The sequence below is a fragment of the Cypionkella sp. PAMC25878 genome, assembly GCF_058135695.1.
In genome coordinates this window covers 2,909,542-2,936,147 of record NZ_CM176871.1, presented here as the reverse complement: position 1 = coordinate 2,936,147, position 26,606 = coordinate 2,909,542, and the positions used below count along the sequence as shown (strand labels likewise).

Genomic DNA, 26,606 nt, shown 5'->3' with positions numbered 1-26,606 from the left:
TTTAGCTGGCCGGAAACACATAACAGCGATCCCGTCGGATCATCAGCCACAACGGCGTCTCGGCTTTCGGCAAAAACACCCCCGGCACCGAGGCCGTCAGGATCGAGCCGTCAAACTCCATGCGAAATTCCACAAGGCTGGCATGGCCCAAATACCGCGCCCGCTGCACCACGCCGCGCGCAGGCGTGCCCTCGGACATCGTCGGATACGGCCCGCGCCCCGCCCGGTCAAAGTCGATTTTCAGATGCTGCGGGCGGATCACGATATCCACCTCGCCGCCATCGGCATGGCCCGGCGTCAGAAACGCCCCGAACGGCGTTTCGGTCAGCGCCCCCCGGGAGGTGCCCCGGATCACATTGATATCGCTGAAGAAAGCCGCAGCCGCTCGATCCACCGGCGCGTTATAGACGTTATAGGGTGCGCCGCGCTGCACAATCTTGCCATCCCGCATCAGCGCGATCTCATCCGCCATCCGCATCGCTTCTTCCGGCTCATGCGTCACCAGCAACACCGCCGCCCCCTCGGCCTTCAGCACCTCGAGCGTTGCATCGCGGATGCCATCGCGCAACCGATTGTCGAGGCCAGAAAACGGCTCGTCCATCAGCATCACGCGCGGACGCGGTGCCAAAGCCCGCGCCAAGGCCACGCGCTGCTGCTCACCGCCCGAAAGCTCATGCGGGTGCTTCACACCAAAGCCGGAAAGGTTCACCTTTTCAAGAAGTTCATCGACACGCCGCATCTTGGCAGCCTTGTCGCCTGCCAGCCCAAACGCGATATTCCCCGCCACCGTCAAATGCGGAAACAGCGCGAAATCCTGAAACATCAGCCCCACGCCGCGCGCTTCGGGCGGCAGATTCACCCCCGGCCCGAACACCTCTTGGCCGTCAATCCGAATCCGCCCCTGATCCGGGGTTTCCACCCCGGCAATCATCCGCAGCGTGGTCGATTTCCCACAGCCCGACGGCCCCAGCAGGCACATCACCTGCCCAGCAGCCACCTGCAACGACACGTCAGACACCACCGCCCGCCCGCCAAATGAGCGGGTAAGCCCCAGCGCTTCCAGACGTTCTGGCACTTCAAGGCGTTCAGATGCGGTGGCCATACTCATCCCGGCGATTTTTCCAGACTTCCCTACCAGCCGCCCCAAAGCACGACAAGTTCACATCGTCGCGTTCATCGCGCCGCCATCGAGCAAGATGTTCTGCCCGACCATATAGCCCGCATACTGGCTGCACATAAACGCACAGGTTGCGCCGAACTCTGTCGCCGTGCCGTAGCGCCGCGCCGGGATCTCTGCCGCACGCTCCGCCTGCGCTTGCTCCATGGTGATGCCGCGCGCTTTCATCACGCCGGCATCCAGCGACACCGCGCGATCGGTTGCATGAATACCGGGCAGCAAGTTATTGATAATAACACCAAATGGCGCAACCTGCCGCGAAGTACCCCCCACATACCCCGTCAACCCCGCCCGCGCCGCATTCGACAGGCCCAGCTGCGGGATCGGCGATTTCACCGATTGCGAGGTGATGTTGACCACCCGCCCCCAGCCTTTGGAAATCATCCCAGGCAGCAGCGCTTTCATCAGCGCAATCGGCGTCAGCATATTGGCGTCCAGCGCTTTGATGAAATCCGCACGCTCCCAATCCGACCAGATGCCGGGGGGCGGCCCGCCCGCATTCGTCACCAGAATATCCACCGACCCCGCCGCCGACAGCACAGCCGCACGCCCCTCATCCGAGGTAATGTCAGCCGCTACCGCCACCACATTCACGCCAAATTTGCGCAACTCGGCTGCCGTCGCCTCCAGCGCCTCAGCCCCGCGCGCGTTGATCACCAGATTGACCCCGGCTTCCGCCAAAGCCATCGCACAGCCACGACCCAAGCCCTTTGACGCCGCACAGACCAGTGCCCGTTTGCCTTTGATCCCCAAATCCATCGCCACATCTCCTTCATTTGCGCCAGCCTAGCAGCCGATGCAGCGGGGTGTAAGCCAAAGCAATCACATCAAATCCAGTGCCCAGCCAAAATTTAACCCTAATTTTGGTCTCTACTGGCTTGAGCCGCCGCCCCAGCGCGGTTCATATGCAGACTTAACCATTATTCGGTAGCCTTCACAGCATGACAGCCAAACAAACCCAAACCGCACCCGGCCACGCCTGCCAAGTTCTGGCAGCCGATGCGATTTATGTGATCAACGGGGTGAATATGGGTGACGGCTTGATGGGCCCGGAGGAGGTCTGCCCCGGCGATCTTTACGCGCTGGATGAAAGCCAAAAGCCCTTGCGGCTTGTGGTGACGCGCGCCGAGGGCCAACAGCGGGTGGGCGCGGGCTCGGCCGTGGGCCAAGTAGGCGATGCTCTGCGCTTTGAGGCGCGCTATACGATGATGAGCAGCGACGGCGATCAGGTCGATCTGGTGCTGATCTCACTGCCGGGTGGCGCGCGTTTCGTGCTGCCACTGTCGCCAATGGCGGGCTTAAACGATTACACTTTGCTGAAAATTGACGACGCGCCGCAAGACACCGGGCTGGCTGACCTTTTGTGCGTATCCTTCGCGCGCGGCACCATGATCACCCTCGCTTCGGGTCAGCAGCGTGCGATTGAGTCGCTGAAAATCGGCGATAAGGTGCTGAGCCGCGATCATGGCGGGCAAGAGATTCGTTGGATCGGCTCGACCACCCTGCGCGCGGTGGGGGCCTTTGCCCCGGTGGTGATCACCGCAGGCACATTGGGCAATTCCAGCGATCTTTTGGTCAGCCAGCACCACCGGATGTTTCTCTATCAACGCCAACGCAGCGCAGGGCTGCCCACATCCGAGCTGCTGGTGCAGGCCCGCTATCTGGTTGATCATAAATCGGTTTTCATTCAGGAAGGCGGCGTTGTCGATTTCTTCAGCATCGTGTTTGATCACCACGAAATCATCTATGCGGAAGGCGTGCCTGCCGAAAGCCTGATGGTCAATGATGCCACCGTGAACCGCCTGCCGGTGGAACTGGCCGAGGATGTGAAGGCGCGCTTCCCCGGCCTCAGCCAGAACCAACATTTCGGCACCGAAGCGGGTCGGCAATTTCTCGATTCCATCGGGCCAGAGGCTTTGTTCAAAACACCCCGCACCGTGCCTGCGCGGCAACGGTAGACGTTACGGTTGCTTTCGGCTAAAGCCCGCGCATGCTTGACAATCGCGCCCCCCTTCCGCCCGAAATCGCCCGCCGCCGGACCTTTGCGATCATTTCGCACCCCGACGCTGGCAAAACCACGCTCACCGAAAAATTCCTGCTGTTTGGGGGGGCCATTCAGATGGCGGGCCAAGTGCGCGCCAAGGGCGAAGCCCGCCGCACCCGCTCGGATTTCATGAAGATGGAGCAAGAGCGCGGGATTTCTGTGTCGGCCTCGGCTATGTCGTTCGATTTCCGGCAGTATCGCTTCAATCTGGTCGATACCCCCGGCCACTCGGATTTTTCCGAAGACACCTACCGCACTTTGACCGCTGTTGACGCCGCGATCATGGTGATTGACGGTGCGAAAGGCGTCGAAAGTCAGACGCAAAAGCTGTTCGAGGTCTGCCGGATGCGCGACCTGCCGATCCTGACCTTCTGTAACAAGATGGACCGGGAATCGCGGGATACTTTTGATATCATTGATGAAATCCAAGAGAATCTGGCGATTGATGTGACGCCCGCCTCTTGGCCCATCGGCATGGGTCGCGATTTCGTCGGCGCTTATGACCTGCTACACGACCGATTGGAAATCATGGACCGCGCCGACCGCAATAAGGTCGCGGAAACCATCCAGATCTCTGGCCTTGATGACCCGAAACTGGCGGATCACATCGCGCCCGAGCAGTTGAAGAAACTGCGCGAAGAGCTTGAAATGGCGAAGGAATTGCTGCCCGCCTTTGACCGCGCGGCTTTCCTGAACGGCTCGATGACGCCGATCTGGTTTGGCTCGGCGATCAACTCGTTTGGCGTGAAGGAATTGATGGATGGCATGGGCGAATATGGCCCGGAACCGCAGCCGCAAAAGGCCAAAGAACGCCGGATTGACCCAGAAGAAGAAACGGTTACCGGCTTTGTGTTCAAGGTGCAGGCCAATATGGACCCCAAGCACCGTGACCGCGTCGCCTTCGTGCGGATGGCCTCGGGGCATTTTCAGCGCGGCATGAAACTGCTGCATGTGCGCAGCAAAAAGCAAATGGCCATCGCCAACCCGGTGATGTTCCTCGCTGCTGACCGCGAACTGGCCGAAGAGGCTTGGGCCGGCGACATCATCGGCATCCCGAACCACGGCCAGCTCCGGATTGGCGATGCGCTGACCGAGGGTGAGGCCCTGCGCTTTACAGGCATCCCGTCGTTTGCGCCGGAGCTGTTGCAAGTGGTGCGCGCGGGCGATCCGATGAAGGCCAAGCATCTGGAAAAGGCGCTGATGCAATTCGCCGAAGAAGGCGCTGCGAAAGTGTTCAAACCGATGATCGGCTCGGGCTTTATCGTCGGCGTGGTCGGGCCGTTGCAGTTTGAGGTTTTGGCCAGCCGGATCGAGCAAGAATACTCCCTGCCCGTGCGGTTCGAGCCCAGTCAATTCACCTCCGCACGCTGGGTGTCGGGGGCCAAGGCCGAGGTGGAAAAATTCGTCAACGTCAACAAGGGTCATATCGCCTTGGACAATGACGGCGACACGGTTTTCCTGACCCGCCTGAAATGGGACATCGACCGCATTGAGCGCGATTATCCCGAAGTGAAGTTAACGGCGACGAAAGAAATGATGGTTTAGGCGCCGCCGTTCTTGCAATGTTCCCGATATCTGCCTAAAACTCCGGCAAAATTCGGAGATCACAATGGCCCTGCCCCTGCATGAACTCGCAGCCCTTGGCACCGCGACCTGCTGGGCCACCACGGGGCTGTTTGCCGCCGATGCGGTGCGCAGCCTTGGCGCGTTTCACTTCAACCTGATCCGGCAGGTGTTCGTCACCCTGCTGCTGGGGCTGATCGTGCTGGCGACAGGCGGCTTCGGCGTGCCGGATAGCGCAGCGCTGCTGACCCTCGCGGTCTCGGGCGTGATCGGCATTCTGCTTGGCGACACGCTGAACTTCGCAGCCGTCGGCCGCATCGGCCCCCGTCGTGCGGGTGCGGTGTTCGCGCTGAACGCCCCGATGGCCGCGCTGATGGGCTGGGCGCTGTTGGGCGAGGCGCTGCCGTGGCGTGCCATCGTCGGCATCGGCCTGACTGCCAGTGGCGTGGCCTTGGCCATCCTCGGCCGCCCTAGCGCTAATGCGCATCGGCTGGAAACCCTGCAAGGCACTGCAATCATTGGCGTCCTGTTCGGCCTTGGCGCCGCTTTCGGCCAAGCCGCGGGTTCACTGATCGCCCGGCCGGTGATGATAGCGGGGATGGATCCCTACCTCGCCTCGCTGTTTCGCGTCGGCGCTTCGGGTCTTGCGATGGGTGCCCTCGCCGCCACCCCATTGGCCCCACCGACGCCAGAATTCAGCCGCAAGCCGCTGCTATGGACCGCTGCCACCGCCTTTATCGGCTTGCTGGTTGGCATGACGTTGTTCCTTTATGCGCTGCAAGGCTCGCAAACTGGCATCATCGCGACGCTTTCGGCGACCTCTCCAGTGATCATACTGCCCTTGCTGTGGCTGCGCACGGGTCAGCGCCCGACCGCCCTCAGTTGGGCAGGGGCTGCTTTGGCGGTGCTGGGGCTTGGCCTTATCTTTTCGCGTTTGGGTTAAATTTTTCCACCGGACAGCTTGCTGTTTTTCGCCGGAAACCTTGGGCGATCCGCAGGGGATTGCCCTACATAATGCCGGATGATTCCGACGATATGCTCGAAATTCGCAGCACACTTGCAATGCCCCCGCTCAGCAGCCCCCTTGCGCGCGCTCGCGTGGGCCTGCTTATTGCGGCAAATTCCTGCAAAATGAGGCCATGATGTCGCTGACTACCGAAGTGCAAACCCTGCTGGCTCAGCTTGGCGTCACCGCAACCGCTGGGTCCATGCCCACGCGCACTCCGATCAGTGGCGAGTCGCTGGGCCCAATTGCCGAACACTCCGCCGCCGAGGCCGAAGCCGCCATCCAAGCCGCCCATCTTGCTTACCGCGAGTGGCGCAATGTGCCCGCGCCGCAGCGTGGCGAATTGGTGCGGCTGTTGGGGGACGAGTTGCGCGCCAACAAGGCCGCTCTGGGCCGTCTGGTGTCGATAGAAGTCGGCAAGGTGGTGTCCGAGGGTTTGGGCGAAGTGCAGGAGATGATCGACATCTGCGACTTCGCCGTGGGTCTGTCGCGGCAACTTTACGGCTATACGATTGCGTCCGAGCGCCCCAGCCACCGCATGATGGAAACTTGGCATCCCATTGGTGTCATTGGGGTTATTTCGGCGTTCAACTTCCCGGTCGCGGTGTGGTCGTGGAATACGGCGCTGGCTTTGGTCTGCGGCAATGCGGTGGTTTGGAAGCCGTCCGAGAAGGCCTCGCTCTCGGCCCTCGCCGCCCACGCCCTGCTGGAACGCGCGCTGAAACGCTTCGCGGATGCGGGCCATCACGCCCCCGAGGGCCTGTCGAGCCTGCTGATCGGTGGCCGCGCTTTGGGTGAGGCTTTGGTTGATAGCCCCAAGGTCGCACTGGTTTCGGCCACCGGATCGACCCGGATGGGCCGCGAGGTTGGCCCGAAAGTCGCCGCCCGCTTTGGCCGCTCTCTTTTGGAACTTGGCGGCAACAACGCCGCTATTGTCACCCCCTCGGCCGATCTTGACCTGACCCTGCGCGGCGTGGCGTTTTCCGCGATGGGCACAGCGGGCCAGCGCTGCACCACCCTGCGCCGCCTGTTCCTGCATGACAGCATCTACGACGCTTTCCTGCCCCGCTTGAAAGCCGCCTATGCCAGCGTTAAGGTCGGCAACCCCTTGGAAACTGGCGTGCTGATCGGCCCGCTGATCGACGAAGGTGCGGCTGAAGGCATGGCAAAGGCGCTGGTTGAGGCCCGTGCTGCGGGTGGCACTGTACATGGCGGCGCACCCGTCACGGGGCTGGGCGGAGCCTACGCGCATCCGGCACTGGTTGAGATGCCCGCGCAGGTTGGCCCCGTGGTGCATGAAACCTTTGCGCCGATCCTTTATGTGATGCGTTACAAAGACTTCGACGAGGTTCTTGAGAAACACAATGAAGTACCGCAGGGTCTATCCTCGTCCATCTTCACCAATGATTTGCGCGAAACCGAGGCGTTTCTCTGCGCGCGCGGTTCCGATTGTGGCATTGCCAATGTCAACATCGGCCCCTCTGGCGCCGAAATCGGCGGCGCGTTTGGCGGTGAAAAGGAAACCGGCGGCGGGCGGGAAAGTGGTTCTGATGCATGGAAGGCCTATATGCGCCGTGCCACCAACACCATCAACTATGGCACGACACTGCCGTTGGCGCAGGGTGTGAGCTTCGATATCGGCTAAGATTGGCGCGGAAACCGCCGTTTTGTCCACAATCCTTGACCTTCCGCGCGCAGTGCGCTATGCGCGCGGAAGGGCCTCGCGCCCAGACGCCGGGGCGCCCGGAAAAGCAGCGTCCCTTCATTTCATGCGGGCCGAACCCGCATCATTAGGACGCAGATGACCAAATTCTCAGATCTCGCGCTGGACCCCCGCGTGCTCAAGGCCGTGGCGGAAGCCGGCTACGAAACCCCTACCCCGATTCAGGCGCAAGCGATCCCGCACGCGTTGCAAGGCAAAGACGTGCTGGGCATCGCCCAAACCGGTACCGGCAAGACCGCCAGCTTCGTGCTGCCGATGGTCACTTTGCTGGGCCAAGGCCGTGCCAAAGCCCGGATGCCGCGCAGTCTCGTGCTGTGCCCTACCCGCGAATTGGCGGCGCAAGTGGCGGAAAACTTTGAAACCTATGCCAAATACACCAAGCTGACGAAGGCTTTGCTGATTGGTGGCGTGTCGTTTGGCGAGCAAGACAAGCTGATCGACCGTGGCGTTGATGTGCTGATCGCCACCCCTGGCCGCCTGCTGGATCACCACGAACGCGGCAAGCTGTTGCTGACCGGCGTGCAGATCATGGTGGTGGATGAGGCCGACCGGATGCTCGACATGGGCTTCATCCCGGATATCGAGCGCATCTTCAGCCTGACCCCGTTCACCCGGCAGACCTTCTTCTATTCGGCGACGATGGCACCGGAAATTGAGCGGATCACCAACACCTTCCTGTCCAATGCGGTGAAGATCGAAGTGGCGCGGCAGGCCACCGCTTCGCTGACGATTGAACAAAAGCTGATCCAGTTCACGCCGTCGCGCAAGGATAAGAGCTTCGCCGAAAAGCGCGCTGTGCTGCGGGCGCTGATCAAGGCCGAGGGTGAGACCTGCACCAACGCGATCATCTTCTGCAATCGCAAGATGGATGTCGATGTGGTCTCGAAGTCATTGAAACAGCATGGCTTTAATGCCTCACCGATCCATGGTGATCTTGATCAATCGGTGCGCACCAAGACTTTGGACGGCTTCCGCGACGGCTCGGTGCATTTGCTGGTAGCGTCGGATGTGGCAGCGAGAGGCCTTGATATCCCCGCCGTCAGCCATGTGTTCAACTTTGACGTGCCGTCGCATCCGGAAGATTACGTTCACCGCATTGGCCGCACCGGTCGGGCTGGGCGTTTGGGCAAAGCCTATTCGATCGCGGTGCCATCGGATGACAAATATATCAACGCGATTGAAGCGCTGGTGAAACAGCCGATTCCGCGTGGCGAAGTGCCAGAAGGTGCGCTGGAAGGCGCGTCGGATGCGCCTGAGCGCGCCCGCGAAGACCGGTCTTCCGCATCGCCGCGCAGCCGCAGCGGTCGTGGTCCGCGCGAGCGTAGCTCGCGTGAGGACAAGCCAGTGGAGGCCGTTTCTGTTGCGGCACCGGTTGTGGAAGCGGCGGCAGAGCAACCTGTCCGCGTTGAACAAACCGCCCGCCCCGAGCGCACAGAGCGCCCTCGTCGTGAAGATGATCGCCGTTCCGAGCCGCGTGGCGAGCAACGCGCAGAAGGTCGCCCGGACAGCCGATCTTCCGAGGGCCGTTCTGAACAGCGCCACGAACCCCGCGCCGATACCCGCAATGAACCCCGCCGCGATGATCGTCGCGACTATCGTGGTGGCCGCGACAATGGCGAGCGTGTGGTGGGCATGGGTGATCATATGCCCGATTTCCTGCTGCGCAGCTTTGCGATCACCACCAGCACGGCGGATGAACCCGAAGACGCTCCGGCGACCGGCACCGAAGGCTAAGGCCTTCTCCAGAATAAAAAAGGGCCTCGCAATCTGCGAGGCCCTTTGCATTTCAGCGCCTTACTGGCTTTATTCAGCGGCGAGACGGCTGACTACCACGATCACCTCAGGCTTTTTGCCAATCTCTTCCATCGAGACTTGACGGACGATCTTGCGCAAAGCCTCGTCCATCTTGTCATCGTTCGACAGTAGCTTGCGGCCCGCGCCATCAAGGAATTCGGTCAGCTCGGTTTCCAGCACCTCCGCCAAGTTCCGCCCGCCTTTGCCAGTTTCCGGCAGGCCCATCAACTCGACCCAAGCCTCGCCCAAGGGTTGATCCTGCTCGTCCATGATCACCGTCACCATCGCGAGACCATTCAACGCCATGCGAATACGGTTGCGCACCACGCCGTCCAGCGCGCCGATCAACACGGAACCGTCTAGGTAGGTGCGGCCAGCCTCGATATGCTCGGCCAGTTTCGGCACATCGCCAGTAATGTCCATCATCATGCCGTTGGTGACGACCGCCGAGGCGATGCCAGCCTCAAGCCCAATGCGGGCATGTTCGCGCAGGTGGCGGTGCTCGCCATGCATCGGGATCAGCATATCGGGCAGGAACAAGCGGTGCACGTGCTCTAGGTCCGGGCGGTTGGCGTGGCCGGACACATGATAAAGACCGTTGTTATCATCAACGATATCTACGCCTTTTTCAGAAAGCGCGTTCACAATCGCATAGACGCCGCGTTCATTGCCGGGGATGATTTTCGACGAGAACAAGAAGGTATCGCCCTCTTTCAGCTCGATCCCCAGATACTTGCCACGGCTTAGCTGTGCCGAGGCCGCGCGGCGTTCGCCCTGCGATCCGGTCACGATCAACATCAGGTTCTTGCGCGGCACTTCCAGCGCTTGTTCTGGCGTGATCACCGGCGGGAAATCTTTCAGCACGCCAGATTCTTCCGCCGCCGACACCATCCGTTTCATCGCCCGGCCCAAAAGGCAGACCGAGCGATCCGCCATCCGGCCCGCTTCGGCCAAGGTTTTCAGGCGGGCGACGTTAGATGCAAACGTGGTCGCTACAACCATGCCGCCCGCCGATTTGATCAGCTCGGCAATCGGGGCTTTCAGCGTGCTTTCCGAGCGACCTTCATGCAGCGAAAATACGTTGGTGCTGTCGCACATCAGCGCCTTGATCGGGCGCTCGGCAGCAATCGCCTCCATCACCGCATCATCCCAGCCTTCGCCGACAATCGGCGTGGCATCGCGTTTGAAATCGCCGGAGTGGAAAATCCGACCCGCAGGCGTGTCAATCACAAGGCCACCGGATTCCGGGATCGAATGCGCCACAGGCACGAACTGCACCTTGAACGGGCCAGCCTCAACCGTATGCGGACGCGACTCAACCGTGGTGATGGCGTCTTTCGGCAAGCCGTATTCTTCAAACTTCAACCGGCCAATGGTGGCGGTAAATTTCCGCGCATAGATCGGTTTGCGCAACGACGGCCACAGATGCGCCAAAGCGCCGATGTGGTCTTCATGCGCGTGGGTGATGAAAATCGCCTCAAGCCGGTCCAGTTTATCGGCCAACCACGAGATATCCGGCATGATCAGATCGACGCCGGGCGAGGTATCCATATCCGAAAAAGCCACGCCGAGATCGACCAAAATCAGCCGCTCGCGCCCCTTTGGGCCATAACCGTAGACATAGGCGTTCATGCCGATTTCGCCGGCCCCGCCCAATGGTAGATAGATCAGCCGCTCACCGCTCATGCCGTTTCCTTGTTGTGGTTGTTGATGAGGACAAGGCCATGCATGGTCAGATCGTCCTCAACCTTGTGAAATAGCTCAGTTCCCTGAGCAAACAATGATGCCAGGCCGCCGGTGGCAATTACTTTCATCCCAAGATCACGCTCGCGGCGCACTTCCCGGACGATGCCTTCGATCAAGCCAATGTAGCCCCAATACACGCCCGACTGCATACAAGCCACCGTATTCGTGCCGATCACCCTTGCGGGCTTGGCGATGTCAATGTGCGGCAGGGCGGCCGCGGCCATGTGCAGCGCCTCAAGGCTGAGGTTAACGCCGGGCGCAATCACACCGCCAACGTAAGCGCCGTCAAAATCCACCACATCGAAGGTGGTGGCGGTGCCGAAATCGACCACGATCAGGTTGCCGCCGTGGCGGTCAAACCCCGCCACCGTATTGACCAAACGGTCGGGGCCAACGGTCGTTCCCTGATCCACCCGAGGCGGCACCGGCAGGTTACATTCCGGCTTGCCCACCACCAGCGGGCGACAGTCGAAATAACGGCTGCACAGCACGCGCAGGTTAAACACCACGCGCGGCACCGTGCTGCTGATGATGGCCTCGGTGATCTGCGCTTCGGTTTTGGTCAGCATCAGCAGGCTGGAGAGCCAGACGAAATACTCATCCGCCGTGCGCTTGTGATCGGTGGCGATGCGCCAGGTGGCGATGAACTTTTCGCCGTTCCAGATGGAAAACACGGTGTTGGTGTTGCCGCAGTCGATAGCCAGAAGCATGGCGCGCCCCTTAGAAGAACACCTCTGCCGCAGGGATTGCGACAGGGCCGGAGGACATCCGCAGAATCAGATTTCCCGCAGGATCAATGGTCTCGAACACACCCTCGCGGGTTTGGGTGCCGGTACGGGCGCGGATGGTGTCGCCCAGACGCGCGGCATGGCTTAACCATTCCTGACGCAAGGCGGTGAAACCTTGGTTAACAAAAGCCGCCTCCCACGCCGCATAGGCCGGGGCGAGGGCATCAAGGAACGCCTCGGGCGTAATGCGCAGTCCGGTCTCATTCAGCAGGCTGACCGGGATCACCGCCCCCGGCTCCACCGCCGACACATCCGGCGCGCCGATCAGATTAACGCCGATGCCGATGGCGAGATCGAAGCCGCCGTGTTTGTTGGCAGAGCTTTCCAGCAAAATCCCCGCCACTTTGCCGCCGTTCAGCAGCACGTCATTCGGCCATTTCAGCGCGAAAGCGCCGGGCAAGCCGGTCAGGCTGACAAAAGCATCGCGCAGCGCGAGGCTGGCGGCAAAGCTGCGCAGGGCAATCTGCTCGGGCGGCTCACTCGGGTGCAGCAGGAGCGTTCCGTAGAAATTACCCCGTGGAGAGGCCCAAGGCCGCGCCCGCCTGCCCCGGCCAGCGGTTTGCTCCAGCCCCAAAAACCACGCAGGCCCCGGTATCTCCGGGGCCATGCGCAGGGCAAAAGCATTGGTGCTATCGACCGTTTGCAGGACGTGACGCGCCACACCTGCGGGCCATGCCGGTTTAGCCGACAAGCGCTTGCGCCGCTGCCTGCGCCACCGCTTCGATGCCGAACAGGTTGACGACACCCAGCAGCATCACCGCCGCCACCGCCACCAGCATCAGCCATTGCACCGGGACCATCCGGCTGGAAGCACCCTCGGTGTCACGACCGAAATACATGAAGAACACGATGCGCAGGTAGTAGAACGCGCCGATCACTGAGGCGACGGCTCCCGCCAGCGCCAGCCATGTCATGCCCGCATCGACGGCAGCTTTCAGCACATAGAACTTCCCGAAAAAGCCCAGCATCGGCGGCACGCCCGCCAAACTGAACATCAGGATCAGCACGGCAAGCGCCTTCAAAGGCTCACGTTTCGAGAACATGTTCAGGCTGTCGATATCGCTGATCGACTTGCCGTCCTTCTCCAGCGACATGATGAAGGCGAAGGTACCGAGGTTCATGGTGACGTAAATCGCCATGTAGATCAGCATCGCCTGAACGCCCTCAACGGTGCCGGAGGCCAGACCGACCAGCGCATACCCCATATGGGCGATCGAGGAATAGGCCATCAGCCGCTTGATGTCGCGCTGCCCAATCGCGGCAATTGCGCCGAGGAACATCGACAGCACGGCGAGCGCTGCCAGAACCTGCCCCCACTGCGCCGGGATGGCACCGAAAGCATCGAACACCACGCGGGCGATCATCGCCATTGCGGCGGCTTTCGGCGCGGTGGCGAAGAAGGCTGTGACCGGGGTCGGTGCGCCTTCGTAAACGTCCGGCGTCCACATGTGGAACGGCGCGGCCGAAACCTTGAACGCCATGCCTGCGATCAGGAACACCAGACCGATCACCAGACCAAGTTGCACCTCTCCGCCCAGGGTGGACAGGATGCCGCTGAACAGAGTGGTGCCCGCAAAGCCATAGACGAGCGAGGCGCCATACAGCAGCAGGCCCGACGACAACGAGCCGAGCACGAAATACTTCAACCCGGCTTCGGTCGATTTCGCATCATCGCGACGCATCGCAGCCACGACGTAAAGCGCCAAGGATTGCAGTTCCAGCCCAAGATACAGCAGCATCAGATCGCCCGCCGACACCATGAACATCATGCCGATCACCGCCAGCGCCACAAGGATCGGATATTCAAACCGCCCCATGTCGTTGCGCGCAAGGTAGTCTTGCGACATCACCAGCACACCCGCCGCCGACAGCAGGATCACCACTTTGGCAAAGCGCGCGAAGGCGTCGTCAATGAACATGCCACCGAAGGCCACATTCGCGCCGTCACCCGCAAAGCCGATATAGGCGGCCAGCGCCACGAACACCCCTGCGGTGGCCCAAGTCACAGCGCCTGTCAGCGCATCTTTGCTCGCGTAAACACAACCCAGCAGCGCTGCCATCGCGTAAAGCGCCAGCAAAACCTCGGGCAGGACGATATGAAAGTCTAAAGCGTTCATCTGGTCTGTCCCTTAGTTCGCAGCAAAGGCCGTCACGGCCATTTGGTAGTTTTCAACAAGCGCCTTCACCGATGGTCCGATGATATCGGTCACCAGCGCCGGATAGACGCCGAGCAGCAAGGTCATCACGATCAGCGGCGCGAAGATCGCGCGCTCACGGCGGCTCATGTCTTGGATGGTCGCGAGGGCTTCTTTCACCAGCGCGCCGAAAGCAACGCGGCGGTAGAGGTAAAGCCCGTAAGCCGCCGAGAAGATCACGCCGGAGGTGGCGACAGCAGCAACCCAAGTGTTGACTTGGAAGATCCCGGCCAGCACCAAGAATTCACCGACGAAACCACTGGTGCCCGGCAGACCGACATTGGCCATGGTGAAGAACATGAACACCAAAGCATAGGCGGGCATCCGGTTCACCAAGCCACCATAGGCGTCAATCTCGCGGGTGTGCATCCGGTCATAAATCACGCCAACACACAGGAACATCGCGCCCGAGATAAAGCCGTGGCTGATCATCTGGAAAATCGCGCCATCCACGCCTTGTTGGTTGGCCGTGAAAATCCCCATCGTCACATAGCCCATGTGCGCCACCGAGGAATAGGCGATCAGCTTTTTCATATCCGACTGCGCCAGCGCCACCAGCGAGGTATAGACGATGGCCGCCGCCGACATCCAGAACACCAGACCCGACAGCACCTCTGACCCCACCGGGAACATCGGCAGGCTGAAGCGCAAAAAGCCGTAGCCGCCCATTTTCAACAGGATCGCCGCCAGCACCACAGAACCCGCCGTCGGGGCCTGAACGTGGGCGTCGGGAAGCCAAGTATGCACCGGCCACATCGGCATTTTCACCGCAAAACTGGCGAAGAACGCAAGGAACAGCAGGGTTTGCAATCCGCCGGTAATGCTCATCCCCAGCACCACCATCGGCGCAGAGTCGAACTTAAACGCCATCAGCGTCGGAATATCGGTGGTCTTCGCCGCCCAATACATCGCGATCATCGCAACCAGCATCAGCACCGAGCCGAGGAAGGTATAGAGGAAGAACTTGAACGCCGCATAAATGCGGTCCTTGCCGCCCCAGATGCCGATGATCAGGAACATCGGGATCAGACCGGCCTCGAAGAACAGGTAGAACAGCACGAGGTCCAGCGCCAAGAACACGCCGAGCATCAGCGTTTCCAAGAGCAGGAAGGCGATCATGTATTCCTTGACGCGATCCGTCACCCCCCAGCACGACAGAATGGTGATCGGCATCAGGAAGGTGGTCAGCATCACGAACAGGATCGAGATGCCATCGACGCCCAGCTTGTATTTCAGCCCAAGGATCCAACTGGCCTCTTCGACAAACTGAAAGCCGGGGTTGGACGCATCAAAGCCTTTCAGCACGAACAGCGAGACGATGAAGGTCGCCGTGGTGGCGATCAAAGCCAGCCATTTCGCGTTGTTGGCGGTGGCCTCATTCGAGCCACGCAGGAACAGCGCCAAGACGGCGGCCGCGACTGCGGGCAGGAAGATGATGATGGAAAGAAGGTAAGTCATGCTCTTAGTGCCCCACCGTAAGCGTCATCCAGGTCAACAGGGCAGCAATCCCCAGCACCATCGCGAAGGCATATGTAAAGACGTAGCCCGATTGCCAGCGCCCGGCGAGTTTGGTGAAGAACGGGATAATCCCCATCGCCACACCATTCAGCGCGCCGTCAATCACCACACCGTCGCCCTTCTTCCACAGAAAATTGCCAAGCCAGAATGCGGGCTTCACGAAGATCACATTGTACAGCTCGTCAAAGTACCACTTGTTCAGCAGGAACAGATACAGAGGGCGCTGTTGTGCCGCGAGTTTGCCGGGCAATTCCGGGCTGCGGATGTAGAATTTCCACGCCAGCAGGAAGCCCAACACCATAGCGACGAAAGGCGAAACCTTGACCCAGTTCGGGGCCTCATGCGCGTGGTGCAGAACGTGGTTATCCGCGCCAAGATAAATCGCGCCTTTCGGAGCAATGCCCGGCTCCAGAGAAACGGAGGCAGCAGGCTCCGTGGTCGAAGCCACCTCGGCTGTCGCAGCCGGAGCCGTCTCTGTCGTTGCAGCTTCAGTGGTGGCAGCCGGAGCTACCTCGGTTGCAACAGGTGCCGTCTCGGTTGCCGCAGTCGCGTCAGCCGCGGCTGCCGGGGCCTCTGCCGCCTCGGCCATCTCCTCATGCGCCGGTTCCATGTTGAACCACGCCCGCATCTTCGCCTCATCGCCGAAGAAGCTGTTGTACCAGACCATGCCAGCGAACACGGCACCCAAAGCCAGCACCCCCAACGGGATCAGCATCGTCGCCGGGCTTTCATGCGCATGATCATAGGCATGCGTATCGCCCTTTGGCTTGCCGTAGAAGGTCATGAACATCAGCCGCCACGAGTAGAACGAGGTCATGAACGCCGCGATCACCAGCAGAGTGAAGGCATAGTTCGAGCCGACCCAAGCGCTTTCAATCACTGCATCTTTCGACAGGAAACCAGCAAAACCGTAATGCGTCAGCGGAATCCCAACCCCGGTGATCGCCAAAGTGCCGATCATCATCGCCCAGAACGTCAGCGGGATCTTCTTCCTGAGGCCACCGTAATTGCGCATATCCTGCTCATGATGCATCGCGGTGATCACCGAGCCTGCGCCGAGGAACAGCATCGCTTTGAAGAACGCATGGGTGAACAGGTGGAACATCGCCACCGGATACATGCCAACGCCCGCGGCCACGAACATATAGCCCAGCTGCGAACAGGTCGAATAGGCGATCACCCGTTTGATGTCGTTCTGCACCAGACCCACCGTCGCCGCAAAGAACGCGGTCGAAGCCCCAATCACCACGATCATCGCCTTGGCATCCGGCGCATATTCATACAAAGGCGACATCCGGCAGACGAGGAACACCCCCGCCGTCACCATCGTCGCGGCATGGATCAGCGCCGACACCGGGGTCGGGCCCTCCATCGCGTCGGGCAACCACGTGTGCAGGAACAGCTGCGCCGACTTGCCGCAAGCACCGATGAACAGCAGCACGCCGATCAGATTGGCAGCGTTCCAGTCAGCCCAGAGGAAGTGCAGCTGCGTTTGCGCCAGCTGCGGCGCTGCGGCGAAAACCTCATCCAGTTTGATGCTGTCAGTGAGGTAAAACAGCGCGAAAATTCCCAGCGCAAAACCAAAGTCGCCGACCCGGTTGAACACAAACGCCTTGATCGCGGCGGCATTGGCGCTTGGCTTGCGGTAGTAGAAACCGATCAGCAGATACGAGGCAACGCCAACGCCCTCCCAGCCGAAGAACATCTGCACCAGATTGTCAGAGGTGATCAGCGCCAGCATCGAAAACGTGAAGAACGACAGATACGCAAAGAAACGCGGGCGATAGCTTTCGCCCGGCGCCCAATTCTCATCATGCGCCATGTAGCCTTGCGAATAGAGATGCACGAGCGCGGACACCGAGTTCACCACCACCAGCATGATCGCCGACATCCGGTCCAACCGGATGCCCCATTCGGTCGACAGCGTGCCGCTTTCGATGAAGCGCAGCACGGTGATGTGCTGGGTATCGCCCTGAAAGGTCAGGAAAATATACCACGACAGGATGGCCGCGATGAACAGCAGCAGTGTCGTCAGCCAGGTCGCCGCCTTCTCGCCGATCAGCCGCCAGCCGAAACCGCAAAGGATTGCGCCCACCAAAGGTGCAAACAGAATAATCTGCGCGCTGAGTTGCATATCCATGATCTCAGCCCTTCATTACGTTAACATCTTCGACATCAATGGTGCCGCGGTTGCGGAAGAACACCACCAAGATCGCAAGGCCAATCGCAGCCTCTGCCGCCGCCACCGTCAGGATGAACATGGTGAACACCTGCCCGACCAGATCGCCAAGCTGCGATGAGAAGGCGACGAAGTTGATGTTGACCGCCAGCAGCATCAACTCGATCGACATCAGAATGACGATGACGTTCTTCCGGTTCAGGAAGATGCCAAAGATCCCGATGACGAACAAAGCCGCCGCCACCACGAGGTAATGTTCCAGTCCTACCATTTTCGTCCCTCCGGGTCGTTGCCCGTTACTCTCTTGGTGCAGGTCGCCCCGCGATAACTTCTCGAAATTCGCGCGAATTTCGTGCACGATTTCCGCGCAGAAATCGCTTTACAGCCCCCGCCCCGGTTTCGGGTCCATCAACTCCATCGCTTTCGCCGGGTCGCGCCACATCTGGTGCAGCACGTTCTGGCGTTTCACATCCTTGCGGTGGCGCAGAGTCAAAAGGATCGCACCGATCATCGCGACGAGCAGCACCAGTGCCGAAAGCTGGAACAAAATCAGGTATTTGTCATAGATCAGCAGGCCCAACGCGCGGGTGTTTTCCATCTGCGCGAGGTCGGGTGTGACCGCCGCGCGCAGGCCCATCGCGCCATCGGCCTGCACCCAAGCGCCAACGCCCAGCACCAGTTGCATGATGATGATCACGCCGACCAGCAGGCCGAGCGGCATGTAGCGCGACATCTCGCCCTTCAACTCGGCAAAGTCGATGTCCAGCATCATCACCACGAACAGGAACAGCACCGCGACCGCGCCGACATAGACGATGATCAGCAGCATCGCGACGAATTCCGCGCCCAGCAGCACGAACAGCCCCGCCGAGGACAGGAAGGCCAAGATCAACCACAGCACCGAATGCACCGGATTTTTGCTGAGCGTCACCAGCAAACCCGCTGCAATGGTGACGGTGGAAAACGCGTAAAAGGCCAGATCTGCAACGCTCATGGCGCTTTCTCCTCGGTTTCAGCAAAGACCGCCTGAGCGGTTTCCAGTGCTTTTTGCATGGCGGGCACGCCGCCGAACATCGACATTTGCCAGATCACCTCGGCGATCTCGCGTTTGGTGGCCCCGGCGGCCAAAGCGTTCTTCACCGTCACCCGCATTTTCGGCTCACCGATTGGCCCCTGCACCGTCAGCGCCGCAATGGTGACCAGAAACCGGGTACGGGCATCCAAGCCCTCAGGGTTGAAGGTCTTGCCAAAGAACGCCTCCAGCATTTCCTTCGGCATCGCCGGGAACAGCTTTTCGAACGCCTTCACATCGACGCCCTCCAAACCCGGTGTGAAAGCCTGCGCCATCTTCTGGCCCTGCTCCATCATCTGCTTGAAGATCTGGTTGAATGCGTCTGTCATGCCATTCACCGGTACGGCGCGTCGAGTTCAAGATTGCGGGCAATCTCGGCTTCCCAACGTTCGCCATTCGCGAGCAGCTTATCTTTGTTGTAGAAAAGCTCCTCGCGGGTTTCGGTGGAAAATTCGAAATTCGGGCCTTCGACAATCGCATCCACCGGGCAGGCTTCCTGACAGAAACCGCAATAGATGCATTTGGTCATGTCGATGTCATAGCGCGTGGTGCGGCGCGAGCCATCTTCCCGCGGTTCCGCATCAATTGTGATCGCCTGCGCCGGGCAAATCGCCTCGCATAGCTTGCAGGCAATGCAACGTTCCTCGCCATTCGGATAGCGGCGCAACGCATGCTCACCGCGGAACCGGGGCGACAGCGGCCCCTTTTCATGCGGGTAATTCAGCGTGCTTTTCGGCGCGAAGAAATATTTGAAGCCAAGGCCAAAGCCCTTAATGAAGTCAAACAGCAGGAAATACTTCGCTGCGCGGCGGTAATCGGTTGTGCGTGCCGGACCCATGATCAGCCTCCCATCGTCCAGCGCGCCCAAAAGCCGCCGAACACTTCATATTTTGCCAAGAACGACACCACCACCACCCAAGCCAGCGACAGCGGCAGGAACACTTTCCAACCGATCCGCATCAACTGGTCATAGCGGTAGCGCGGCACGATGGCCTTCACCATGGCGAACATGAAGAAGAACACCCACATTTTGGCGACCATCCACCACCAGCCATCGGCCAACCCCGGAATGGGCGACAGCCAACCGCCGAAGAACAACAGCGAGATCAGCGCGCACATCAGGAAGATCGCGATGTATTCACCCGCCATGAACAGAAGGTAAGGGGTTGATGAGTATTCCACCATGAACCCCGCAACCAGTTCCGATTCCGCTTCGGGCAAGTCGAACGGCGGGCGGTTGGTTTCCGCCAAGGCAGAGATGAAGAACAGGAACACCATCGGGAAGTGCGGCAACCAATACCAGTTCAGCAGGCCAAGGTTGCCGGATTGGGCATGGACAATCGCCGAGAAACTCATCGAACCCGTCGAGATGATGATGCCGATGATAATCAGACCCAGTGAGACTTCATAGGAAATCATCTGCGCCGCAGAGCGCAACGACCCAAGGAACGGGTATTTCGAGTTCGACGCCCACCCGCCCATGATCACGCCATAAACCTCCAGCGAGGACGCTGCGAACACGAACAGGATAGCGACGTTGATATCGGCCAGCACCCAGCCGCTATCAAACGGGATCACCGCCCAAGCGAGGATCGCCAGCACGAAGCTCAGGATCGGCGCAAGGAAGAACACCGCGCGGTCGGCGCCCGCGGGCACCACGATTTCCTTCACCACATATTTCAGCGCATCGGCCACCGATTGCAGCAGGCCAAACGGCCCCACAACGTTTGGCCCCTTGCGCATCTGCACCGCCGCCCAGATCTTACGGTCGCCGTAGACGAGGAACAGCAAGCTCAGCATCACAAAAGCAACGATGGCAAGGCTTTGCAGCGCGATCAACAGCGCGATCCCCAGCCCGGTTTGCAGAAAGTCAGCCATGATCCCTCACGTTCCCTTTAGCCTTTATGGCCCTTAACTTACGCGGCCCTATCTTGGGCCTTAAACCGTCGGTATTCCTTGCGCACCACAATCGCGCACGGTCACTTCGGCATCTATCGTTTTCACACCGCGGGGCAGCGACGCCGAGATGGTGTAAACTGCATCCCCGCGCCAAACGCCACCCTTTATCGCCACGTTGGTGCGCACATGACGCGCAAATCCAAAGCCCCGGATCAGCGCATATTGCGCAGCCGCACAAGCCGCGTAAGCCGCCACATCCTTGTCATCCCGCGCGCCGGTCATCGCCACCCGGAAATTCACCAGATCGCCGTCAAGCAGGATCGTCTCAATCCCCTTGTAGGCGGGGGTGAACACCGAATCCGCGCTTGGTTTCTCACCCGCACAAGCGAACAGACCGCCAAAGGCTGCCAATCCGATCACAAAGGGGGCGAGAAGCCGCATCTCTTACTCCGCCGCCATCGGGGTTTTGGCGCGATCCGCTTCCATGGCCGCGAGTTCGCCCATGACTTTGCTGGCGCGGGCAATCGGATTGGTCAGATAGAAGCCTTTGAAGGCATTGCGGAACGTGGCGCGGCCCATATCGCGCAAAGCCACTGGCTGCCAATCATTCATCGGCACATGATCAACCATGCCCAGATGCGGATGCTGTGCAATCAATGCCCGACGCAAAGCCGCCAAACTATCCCACGGCAGGGTTTTGCCGACTTCCGCCGAGAACGCCCGCAAGATCGCCCAGCCCTCTTTCGCCTCACCCGGAGCAAACCCCGCGCGCTGCGCCAGTTGTGGCCGACCTTCCGTGTTGACGAACAGCCCACTTTCTTCGGTATAAGCCGCCGCCGGGAAGATGATATCGGCGCGGTTCGCACCCCGGTCGCCGTGGCTGCCCTGATAGATCACGAACGGACCGCCATTTTCAGTTCGGGCCGCGATCTCAACCTCATCCGCGCCGAGGTTATAGATCACCTCTGCCCCATCGGTCGCCGCAGTCAGCCCGCCCTCGGTCACAGCACCCACGTCCATTGCACCAACCCGGCCAGCCGCCGTGTGCAGAACCAACAACTTGCCGCCCGCGCCCTGCGCATAAGCCATCGCATGCGCCAGAACCGCCTCGCCATCCGCCTCGTTCAGTGCGCCTTGGCCAACGATCACAATCGTATTCGGCTTTTCAGTCACCTTGCCGACCAGATCAGCCAAAGCCGCCCGATCCGTGCCCATATGCTTGTAATCGTAAGTCAGATCAATGGCTTCACCGATCAGCCCGACATTCGCACCCGCCGACCAAGCCTTGCGGATCCGCGCGTTCAGCACCGGAGACTCTACCCGCGGATTGGTGCCAATCAGCAAAATCGTCTTGGCGCTGTCGATATCCTCGATCTTTGCCGTGCCGACATAAGCCGAACGATTGCCCATCGGCAACCGCGCGCCATCGGTGCGGCTTTCGACCTTGCCACCCAGCGATTCAATCAAAGCTTTCAATGAATAAGCCGCCTCAACCGAAGCCAGATCGCCCACCAAACCGGCAACCTTTTTGCCCTTCACGGCAGCGGCGGCCAAGGCCAAAGCCTCTCCCCAGCCCGCTTTGCGCAGACGGCCATTTTCACGGATGTAAGGCGTGTCAAGACGCTGACGACGCAAACCGTCCCAGATGAAACGGGTCTTGTCGGAAATCCATTCCTCGTTCACGCCATCATGGTTGCGCGGCAAAATCCGCATCACTTCGCGGCCTTTGGTATCAATGCGGATGTTACTGCCCAAAGCATCCATCACGTCGATGCTTTCGGTCTTGGTCAACTCCCAAGGCCGCGCGGTGAAGGCGTAAGGCTTAGAGGTCAGCGCACCCACCGGGCAAAGATCAATGATATTGCCTTGCAGGTTGCTATCCAACGTCGCGTTCAGATACGAGGTAATCTCGGCATCCTCACCGCGCCCAGTCTGACCCATCTGCAAGATGCCCGCCACCTCCGAGGTAAACCGCACGCAACGGGTGCAAGAGATACACCGCGTCATCTTGGTTTCCACCAACGGCCCCAGGTTCAAATCCTCTGACGCGCGCTTCGGCTCGCGATAGCGCGAGAAGTCGACGCCAAACGCCATCGCTTGATCTTGCAGATCGCACTCGCCGCCCTGATCGCAGATCGGGCAATCGAGCGGATGGTTGATCAGCAGAAATTCCATCACGCCCTCACGGGCTTTCTTCACCATCGGCGAAGTGGTCTTTACCAAAGGCGCTTCGCCATTCGGGCCGGGCCGCAGATCGCGCACCTGCATCGCACAAGACGCCGCAGGTTTCGGCGGACCGCCGACGACCTCAACCAGACACATCCGGCAGTTGCCCGCAATCGTGAGGCGCTCGTGATAGCAGAACCGCGGAATAGCCACCCCGGCAACTTCCGCCGCCTGAATGATCGTCATCGCGCCATCGACTTCAACTTCGATCCCGTCGATGCTGATTTTCTTTAGGTTCGACATCCGCTTACTCCGCCGCCATTGGGGCACAGGACCGGATCTGCATCCCCTGCGCTTCTTTCAAATAAGACCAGCCAAACGCCCGGTCCGTATCGCCGTTTGCCTGCAATTCTGCAAGCCGTGCAAGGGCTTCTTCCAGTGAGGGTTTATGCCCAATCGGCACCCACCACATCACGAAATGCATCTTGCCCAAAACTTCAAACCATTCCGCCCGGCGCTCGTAGAACACCCGATGCACGGTGCCAAACACGAAATTCTCCAGCGTTTCCGCCGTTTCCCAAACCGTCAGGTTTGAGACAAACTGCGGATCGCCGCCGATCTTGGCTTCGGTATTGCCGGTTCCCGGCTCGCCCGAACCTTCCATCATCCAAACGAACCCCGGCATGCGTTTGCCAAGCCCGTTCACCCGGTCCAAAGCGCCCATGAACTCCGCCACGCGCGGATCGTCGGTGGGGGCCAACAGGCGCCCCACGTTCAATTCGGCGAGATGATATCCGGGCATGTTGGTCATTTGTACGACCTCAGCAAACTGCCCGCGAGCGTGCCCTTGGCGATCTCATCGCGGCCAACTTTGCAGTAGCTTTCGACATCGCCCTCAACCACGCCGGCCTGCTTCAGATAATCCGCCGCCAAGCCTTTGATGCGGGCCTTTTCGGTCTTATCCTTGCGGAAAGCTTCCACCTCGTCCTCGGTGTAGCCTTTGCCGCGCAGATAGGTTTTCAGCTCGTTCCACTTTGCCAGAACCGTGAACATTTTGGCGCTGATCGAGGGGCAGGTGTTGCGAATGGTGTCGCCAACCCGGACCGCCACCAAAGATTCGGTCACATGCGCATCTTTATTCAACGGCTCCAGCGCCAGCGCGGGGCTTGCCGCCATCACAGCAACCAGCGTCAAACTGCGGAAAATCTTCGTCATTTTGGCCTCCTTGGCATCAACTGCCCGGACCATATCCCGCGAAGCCCCTGATATCCCATGACAAGACCGTGTCTTGTGCAGGTTATCGCCCATCAAAGCCGCCCAGATCATGCGCAGCCCCCTTTGAACAGCCAAGCGCCGCCGGCGTAATGGCCGTAAGCCGCACGGTTCACCGATGCCCCACGCGAGGCACAAAACGCCTCTGCCGCGCGTTTCGCCTCAGCCCCCTCAAAATTGCCAAACCCGGCGCCATCCCGCGTCATCGCCAAAACCGCACCGCTTTCACTGGGCTGCAGATCAGCAATGTAAGACCGCCCCGCCAATTCCACCGCAACCGGGCCGCTTTCCGCCAAAGCCATCGGGCGCGCACCACTGACGCAAGCGCTCAGCCCAGCAAAACTGATCACCGCAACAGCCCGCATCATGCGCAAGCCCCCGTGAACATCAACTGGCCTTTGACAAGTTTCGGCTGCACCGCGCGAAACGAATATCCCTCGCCCGCGCAAGCTTCCTTCACCAGCGCCCGGCCAATCTTGCGCTCATAAGACATCGAGCTGCCGTCGATCCGCCACACCCGCGCGTCGAACGGTCCAGCTTTACTCTCAGCCGTGATTTCTACCATATATTTGATGCCCTTATGCTCGGCAGGCACGTTCAACCCCGGATAAGCCTCAGCACCCGCCACAAGCGGGGCCAAGCCCATCCCGATCACCAATGCCAGCCCAAACCGCATCACTTACTCCGCCGCCAGCGCGCCCATGCGCCCGGTCTTTTTCGCCTTGATCCGGTCCTCAATTTCCTCACGGAAATGCCGCACCAGACCTTGGATCGGCCAAGCCGCCGCATCGCCCAAAGCGCAAATCGTGTGGCCTTCGACCTGTTTGGTCACCGACAACAGCATGTCGATTTCCTCAACCTCAGCCTCGCCGCGCACCAGACGGTCCATCACCCGCATCATCCAGCCAGTGCCTTCGCGGCAAGGCGTGCATTGGCCACAGCTCTCGTGCTTGTAGAACTTTGACAGCCGCCAGATCGCCTTGATCACGTCCGTCGATTGATCCATCACGATCACCGCCGCCGTGCCCAGACCGGACCTTTGCTCACGCAGCCAGTCGAAATCCATGATCGCATCTTCGCATTGCGCCGCATTCAGCATCGGCACCGAAGACCCGCCGGGGATCACCGCCTTGATGTTCTTCCAGCCGCCCCGAACGCCACCGCAATGCACATCCAACAACTCGCGCAGAGTAATCGACATCGCTTCTTCAACCACACAAGGGTTGTTCACATGGCCGGAAATCCCGAACAGCTTGGTCCCCGCATTATTAGGCCGACCAAAACCCGCAAACCAAGCCGCCCCGCGCCGCAAAATCGTCGGCACCACCGCGATGCTCTCCACGTTGTTCACCGTGGTCGGGCAGCCATACAGCCCCGAGCCTGCCGGGAACGGCGGCTTCATCCGCGGCATCCCCTTTTTGCCCTCAAGGCTTTCCAACAGAGCGGTTTCTTCACCGCAGATATAAGCGCCCGCGCCATGATGCAGGTAGCAATCAAAATCCCAACCGGATTTCGCGGCATTCTTGCCGAGCAGCCCAGCGTCATAGCATTCGTCCAAAGCCGCCTGCAAAGCCTCACGCTCGCGGATATATTCGCCGCGAATATAGATATAGCAGGCATTCGCCCCCATGGCGAACGAGGCAATCAAAGCGCCCTCAATCAGCGTATGCGGGTCATGCCGCATGATCTCGCGATCTTTACAGGTGCCCGGCTCGGACTCATCGGCGTTGATCACCAGATAAGACGGCCGGCCATCCGATTGCTTCGGCATGAACGACCATTTCAGCCCGGTCGGAAAGCCTGCCCCACCGCGCCCGCGCAGCCCCGAGGCTTTCATCTGCTCGACAATCGTATCCTTGCCGCGCGCAATAATCTCGGCCGTTCCATCCCAATGGCCGCGCGCCCGTGCGCCCGCCAAAGAACGGTCGTGCATCCCGTAAAGGTTGGTAAAGATGCGGTCCTTATCGTCGAGCATAGCTGCTTCCTTACGTGCGGCGCGCGCGCCAAATTTGATACGTCACGATCATCGCCCAGATGAACCCGGCCAAAGCCGCGAGATCGAGCAGAAACGTGTATTTCAGCGGCAAGCCCAGCTCCGCGCCAATCTGTTGACCCGCCATCCACAAGATCATCGTGCCCGCAATCACCAAAGCCACAACTCTGGTCTGCCGCGCCGATTTATCCTGAGGCTCCGGAGCCGCCATCTCAGTGCTGCCCATGCCCGTGATCGTGGCCGTGATCATCGCCGTCATGGCCATGCGCCTCGGTCAATTCCACACCGCCATTGCCCAGAAGCACGGCGTAAACCCCGAACACCACAAGGCCCACGATCACCGCCGCAAAGCCGCCAACCTCACCCAGCCAGCGCGCCAGCCCAACCGCCATCAAAGCGGCCAGAACAGCAACAAGCCAGCCGCCAGCCCAAGGCCCATCAACTGCATCGTGATCATGTGCGTGGTCCATT

The 26,606-nt window shown here is 60.3% G+C and carries 27 protein-coding genes; 5 read left to right on the top strand and 22 right to left on the bottom strand.

What is annotated here, in order from left to right:
* Position 1 precedes the first annotated feature (1 nt).
* Together ACS5RD_RS14320 and ACS5RD_RS14315 are read right to left on the bottom strand one after the other, a co-directional pair.
* Positions 2–1,102: an ABC transporter ATP-binding protein gene (locus ACS5RD_RS14320; protein WP_489927980.1), complete on the bottom strand. Its 1,101-nt coding sequence runs from the start codon at positions 1,100–1,102 to the stop codon at positions 2–4.
* Between the two features lie 57 nt (positions 1,103–1,159).
* Positions 1,160–1,936: an SDR family oxidoreductase gene (locus ACS5RD_RS14315; protein ID WP_489927979.1), complete on the bottom strand. Its 777-nt coding sequence runs from the start codon at positions 1,934–1,936 to the stop codon at positions 1,160–1,162.
* Positions 1,937–2,118: 182 nt separating this feature from the next.
* On the opposite strand from ACS5RD_RS14315, the gene ACS5RD_RS14310 reads away from it, so the two are divergent.
* The 5 genes from ACS5RD_RS14310 (at position 2,119) to ACS5RD_RS14290 (ending at position 9,247) form a co-directional block, all read left to right on the top strand.
* Positions 2,119–3,135, top strand: coding sequence for a Hint domain-containing protein (locus tag ACS5RD_RS14310; protein ID WP_489927978.1), 1,017 nt, complete (start codon positions 2,119–2,121; stop codon positions 3,133–3,135).
* A gap of 32 nt (positions 3,136–3,167) precedes the next feature.
* Entirely contained in the window at positions 3,168–4,766 is a 1,599-nt protein-coding gene (locus tag ACS5RD_RS14305; protein WP_489927977.1) for a peptide chain release factor 3, read from the top strand.
* 64 nt (positions 4,767–4,830) lie between these two features.
* The gene (locus ACS5RD_RS14300) at positions 4,831–5,727 is read left to right on the top strand and encodes a DMT family transporter (protein WP_489927976.1); all 897 of its coding nucleotides are present in this window, start codon (positions 4,831–4,833) and stop codon (positions 5,725–5,727) included.
* Between the two features lie 199 nt (positions 5,728–5,926).
* A complete protein-coding gene (amaB, locus tag ACS5RD_RS14295) occupies positions 5,927–7,435 on the top strand; it encodes an L-piperidine-6-carboxylate dehydrogenase (RefSeq protein ID WP_489927975.1) in 1,509 nt (502 codons plus the stop codon).
* Positions 7,436–7,591: 156 nt separating this feature from the next.
* Entirely contained in the window at positions 7,592–9,247 is a 1,656-nt protein-coding gene (locus tag ACS5RD_RS14290; protein ID WP_489927974.1) for a DEAD/DEAH box helicase, read from the top strand.
* 69 nt (positions 9,248–9,316) lie between these two features.
* Here ACS5RD_RS14290 and ACS5RD_RS14285 read toward each other — a convergent pair whose 3' ends face one another.
* The 20 genes from ACS5RD_RS14285 to ACS5RD_RS14190 all read right to left on the bottom strand — a co-directional run bounded on the left by ACS5RD_RS14285 (position 9,317) and on the right by ACS5RD_RS14190 (position 26,605).
* The gene (locus tag ACS5RD_RS14285; protein ID WP_054004883.1) at positions 9,317–10,993 is read right to left on the bottom strand and encodes a ribonuclease J; all 1,677 of its coding nucleotides are present in this window, start codon (positions 10,991–10,993) and stop codon (positions 9,317–9,319) included.
* On the bottom strand, positions 10,990–11,763 hold the full coding sequence (locus ACS5RD_RS14280) for a type III pantothenate kinase (RefSeq protein WP_489927973.1): 774 nt from the start codon (positions 11,761–11,763) through the stop codon (positions 10,990–10,992). Before ACS5RD_RS14280 ends, ACS5RD_RS14285 begins: the two co-directional genes overlap by 4 nt.
* Before the next feature lie 10 nt (positions 11,764–11,773).
* Positions 11,774–12,532 carry a biotin--[acetyl-CoA-carboxylase] ligase gene (locus ACS5RD_RS14275; protein WP_489927972.1) on the bottom strand — a complete coding sequence of 253 codons (759 nt, stop codon included), beginning with the start codon at positions 12,530–12,532 and terminating at the stop codon, positions 11,774–11,776.
* Positions 12,522–13,958, bottom strand: a complete 1,437-nt coding sequence (gene nuoN / locus ACS5RD_RS14270; protein ID WP_489927971.1) for an NADH-quinone oxidoreductase subunit NuoN — start codon at positions 13,956–13,958, stop codon at positions 12,522–12,524. Before nuoN ends, ACS5RD_RS14275 begins: the two co-directional genes overlap by 11 nt.
* 12 nt (positions 13,959–13,970) lie before the next feature.
* On the bottom strand, positions 13,971–15,494 hold the full coding sequence (locus ACS5RD_RS14265) for an NADH-quinone oxidoreductase subunit M (RefSeq protein ID WP_489927970.1): 1,524 nt from the start codon (positions 15,492–15,494) through the stop codon (positions 13,971–13,973).
* A 4-nt stretch (positions 15,495–15,498) separates the two neighbouring features.
* Positions 15,499–17,694, bottom strand: coding sequence for an NADH-quinone oxidoreductase subunit L (nuoL, locus tag ACS5RD_RS14260; RefSeq protein WP_489927969.1), 2,196 nt, complete (start codon positions 17,692–17,694; stop codon positions 15,499–15,501).
* A gap of 4 nt (positions 17,695–17,698) precedes the next feature.
* Positions 17,699–18,004: an NADH-quinone oxidoreductase subunit NuoK gene (gene nuoK, locus ACS5RD_RS14255; RefSeq protein ID WP_299474701.1), complete on the bottom strand. Its 306-nt coding sequence runs from the start codon at positions 18,002–18,004 to the stop codon at positions 17,699–17,701.
* A gap of 108 nt (positions 18,005–18,112) precedes the next feature.
* The gene (locus tag ACS5RD_RS14250; RefSeq protein WP_489927968.1) at positions 18,113–18,727 is read right to left on the bottom strand and encodes an NADH-quinone oxidoreductase subunit J; all 615 of its coding nucleotides are present in this window, start codon (positions 18,725–18,727) and stop codon (positions 18,113–18,115) included.
* Positions 18,724–19,134: a carboxymuconolactone decarboxylase family protein gene (locus ACS5RD_RS14245; protein WP_489927967.1), complete on the bottom strand. Its 411-nt coding sequence runs from the start codon at positions 19,132–19,134 to the stop codon at positions 18,724–18,726. Before ACS5RD_RS14245 ends, ACS5RD_RS14250 begins: the two co-directional genes overlap by 4 nt.
* A gap of 5 nt (positions 19,135–19,139) precedes the next feature.
* Positions 19,140–19,643: an NADH-quinone oxidoreductase subunit NuoI gene (gene nuoI, locus ACS5RD_RS14240; RefSeq protein WP_054004936.1), complete on the bottom strand. Its 504-nt coding sequence runs from the start codon at positions 19,641–19,643 to the stop codon at positions 19,140–19,142.
* Between the two features lie 2 nt (positions 19,644–19,645).
* Complete coding sequence (gene nuoH, locus ACS5RD_RS14235; protein WP_489927966.1) at positions 19,646–20,683, bottom strand: NADH-quinone oxidoreductase subunit NuoH; 1,038 nt, start codon at positions 20,681–20,683, stop codon at positions 19,646–19,648.
* Between the two features lie 60 nt (positions 20,684–20,743).
* A complete protein-coding gene (locus ACS5RD_RS14230; RefSeq protein ID WP_489927965.1) occupies positions 20,744–21,145 on the bottom strand; it encodes a hypothetical protein in 402 nt (133 codons plus the stop codon).
* A 3-nt stretch (positions 21,146–21,148) separates the two neighbouring features.
* The gene (gene nuoG, locus ACS5RD_RS14225) at positions 21,149–23,173 is read right to left on the bottom strand and encodes an NADH-quinone oxidoreductase subunit NuoG (RefSeq protein WP_489927964.1); all 2,025 of its coding nucleotides are present in this window, start codon (positions 23,171–23,173) and stop codon (positions 21,149–21,151) included.
* A gap of 4 nt (positions 23,174–23,177) precedes the next feature.
* Entirely contained in the window at positions 23,178–23,681 is a 504-nt protein-coding gene (locus ACS5RD_RS14220) for a DUF3291 domain-containing protein (RefSeq protein ID WP_489927963.1), read from the bottom strand.
* A complete protein-coding gene (locus ACS5RD_RS14215) occupies positions 23,678–24,085 on the bottom strand; it encodes a DUF5333 domain-containing protein (RefSeq protein ID WP_489927962.1) in 408 nt (135 codons plus the stop codon). The genes ACS5RD_RS14220 and ACS5RD_RS14215 overlap by 4 nt, the downstream gene beginning before the upstream one ends.
* 107 nt (positions 24,086–24,192) lie before the next feature.
* The gene (locus ACS5RD_RS14210) at positions 24,193–24,510 is read right to left on the bottom strand and encodes a hypothetical protein (protein WP_489927961.1); all 318 of its coding nucleotides are present in this window, start codon (positions 24,508–24,510) and stop codon (positions 24,193–24,195) included.
* Entirely contained in the window at positions 24,507–24,818 is a 312-nt protein-coding gene (locus ACS5RD_RS14205; protein ID WP_489927960.1) for a hypothetical protein, read from the bottom strand. Before ACS5RD_RS14205 ends, ACS5RD_RS14210 begins: the two co-directional genes overlap by 4 nt.
* A gap of 3 nt (positions 24,819–24,821) precedes the next feature.
* Positions 24,822–26,117 (bottom strand): NADH-quinone oxidoreductase subunit NuoF, encoded by a 1,296-nt coding sequence (gene nuoF, locus ACS5RD_RS14200; protein WP_489927959.1) that lies wholly within the window; start codon positions 26,115–26,117, stop codon positions 24,822–24,824.
* A gap of 10 nt (positions 26,118–26,127) precedes the next feature.
* Positions 26,128–26,394, bottom strand: coding sequence for a DUF5337 domain-containing protein (locus ACS5RD_RS14195; protein WP_489927958.1), 267 nt, complete (start codon positions 26,392–26,394; stop codon positions 26,128–26,130).
* Positions 26,348–26,605, bottom strand: coding sequence for a hypothetical protein (locus ACS5RD_RS14190; RefSeq protein ID WP_054004867.1), 258 nt, complete (start codon positions 26,603–26,605; stop codon positions 26,348–26,350). The genes ACS5RD_RS14195 and ACS5RD_RS14190 overlap by 47 nt, the downstream gene beginning before the upstream one ends.
* Position 26,606 lies beyond the last annotated feature (1 nt).